This is a genomic window from Pseudomonas silensiensis (assembly GCF_050434865.1).
In the GTDB taxonomy this organism is placed as follows: domain Bacteria; phylum Pseudomonadota; class Gammaproteobacteria; order Pseudomonadales; family Pseudomonadaceae; genus Aquipseudomonas; species Aquipseudomonas fluorescens_W.
This window is the reverse complement of sequence record NZ_JBNDJH010000049.1, coordinates 1-2,421: the sequence shown is the minus strand read 5'-3', so window position 1 is coordinate 2,421 and position 2,421 is coordinate 1. Positions and strand designations below refer to the sequence as shown.

Genomic DNA, 2,421 nt, shown 5'->3' with positions numbered 1-2,421 from the left:
TCTGATCGTCACCTTCGCCAATGGCAAGACTCTGACTGTTGTCAATCAGTTCGCCACCGGCAGCAACGGCTACGAAGGCGGCGTACAGACATTCCGCTTCGCTGACGGTACCGAGATCAGCCGCTACGCCTTGCCCGGTTTCAGCGCTACCACCGGCGACGACACCATCTTCGGCGCCGGTGGCAACGATTCGCTCAATGGGCTGGCCGGCAACGACAGCATCGATGCTCAGGCGGGTAACGACGTGTTGGTCGGCGGCGTCGGCAACGATACGCTGATCGGTGGCAGCGGCAACGACATATATCGCTACGCGCTCGGCGACGGCGCCGATACGGTCGATAATCGTAACGCAGCAGTAGGCGATATCGACGCTATCGAGTTCGCCACCGGTATCCTGCCCGCGCAAGTGGCGGTGAGCCAGGTTGGCAACAACCTGGTGCTGAGTTTGAATGCCAGCGACAGCATCACAGTGCTCGACTACTTCATCGCCGGGGCCGCGGAAATCGACGAGATCCGTTTTGCCGATGGCACGATGTGGTCGCCGACCACGGTGCAGGCGCTGGTCGGTGGAGGCGCAAGCAACACGCCGCCAAGCTCGACCGACGCTAGCGTCACCATGGCGGAAGACACGCCGGTATTGCTGAGTGTGGCCGATTTCGGCGTTTACAGCGACGCCGAGGGCACGCCGCTGGCAGCGGTGCAGATCACCAGCCTGCCGGCTGCGGGCAGCCTGGAGTTCTTCAACGGCAGCGCGTGGGTGGCGGTGCTCGCCAACCAAGTGGTCAGCCGTGCCGACCTGGACGCCGGGCATCTGCGCTTTACGCCAGCGGTCGACGCGAATGGCACCGACTACACGATGCTCGGCTTCCTGGTCAGTGACGGCAGCGATTTCGCCGCCAGCGCCAATAGCTTGACCGTCGACGTGACAGCGGTGAACGACGTGCCGACCGTCAGTGGGCCAGTGACGCTACCGGCCGGGGCCGAGGACCAGTCCTACACGCTGACCGCAGCCGATCTGCTGGCTCACGCCAGCGACGTCGATGCGGGCGACGCGTTGTCCGTGCAAAGCGTCAGCGTCGCCCCGGCCGATGGCAGCCTGACCGACAATGGCAATGGCAGCTGGACCTTCACCCCTGCACTCAATCGCAACGGTACGGTCAACTTCGCAGTGGTGATCACCGATGGCATCGCCACGGTTTCGACCGCCGCAAGCCTGAACCTGGCGCCGGTCAATGATGCCCCGACCGGCAATGTCACGCTGTCCGGCACGGCCCTGGAAGGACAGACGCTGACCGCCAGCCACTCGCTGGCCGACGCCGACGGCCTGGGTGTGGTCGGCTTCCAGTGGCAGACCTCTACCGATGGAGCCAACTGGAGCAACCTTGCCGGCGCCACCGCGGCCAGTCTGGTTCTCGGTTCGACGTTGATCGGTCTGCAGGTTCGCGTGCTGGCGAGTTACATCGATGGCGGCAATACCCTGGAGTCCATCGTCAGCAGTCCGACCGCCGGGATTGCACAATTGCTCAACCCCATCGATGGCACGGAAGGCAGTGACAACCCGCTGCTGGGTACGGAGGGCGCCGACCTTATTCGCGCCAGGGCGGGCGACGATGTCGTCCAGGCGCGCTCAGGGGACGACACGGTGTTCGGCGAGGACGGTAACGACACCCTCTTTGGCGAGGACGGCAACGACAGTCTCGACGGCGGCAGCGGCTATAACCAGCTGTTCGGCGGCAATGGCAACGACACCCTGAATCTTGGCACGGGAGCCAGCGACAGCAGCTTTGCCTCGGGTGGCGCTGGCGATGACCTGCTGGTTGCCAACGGACTGGCCAACACCTCCGCGGTCACGCTTGCTGGCGACAGTGGCAGCGATACCTACCGCTTCGATGGCAGCGGCAATGTCTCGCTGTCCGACTACGTGAACACTACGACGGCCGGCGACCTCAACCGGCTCGAGCTGGCGGCCGGCATCACCCCGGCCAGTGTCACGGTCAGCGGCGACGGCAATAGCGTCACCCTGGGCTTTGCCACGGGCAAGACCGTGTTCCTGTCGAACCAGCTGCTGGCCTACCAGGCCAGCGACAACCCCAACCAGTACGGCGTGCAGGAGGTGGTTTTCAGCGACGGCACCGTGTGGAATCGCCAACAACTGCGCGAGCTGGCCGGCTACTTCATCGGCAGCGATGCGGTCGACGACAGTATCAGCACCGGTGCCGGCAACCAGTTCCTCTATGGGCATGGCGGCCATGACAACCTGGCGGCCGGGGGAGGGGATGACCTGCTGTATGGCGGGCTGGGTGATGATCTGCTGGCGGGTGGTGATGGTAACGACACCCTCTTTGGCGAGGACGGCAACGACAGTCTCGACGGCGGCAGCGGCTATAACCAGCTGTTCGGCGGCAATGGCAACGACACCCT

Annotated in this window: 1 protein-coding gene; it reads left to right on the top strand. The window is 64.4% G+C overall.

All coding sequences use genetic code 11. The features are described 5' to 3' along the window. A partial coding sequence (locus QF010_RS33935) for a cadherin-like domain-containing protein (RefSeq protein ID WP_429534836.1) occupies positions 1-2,421 on the top strand: 2,421 nt, incomplete at both ends.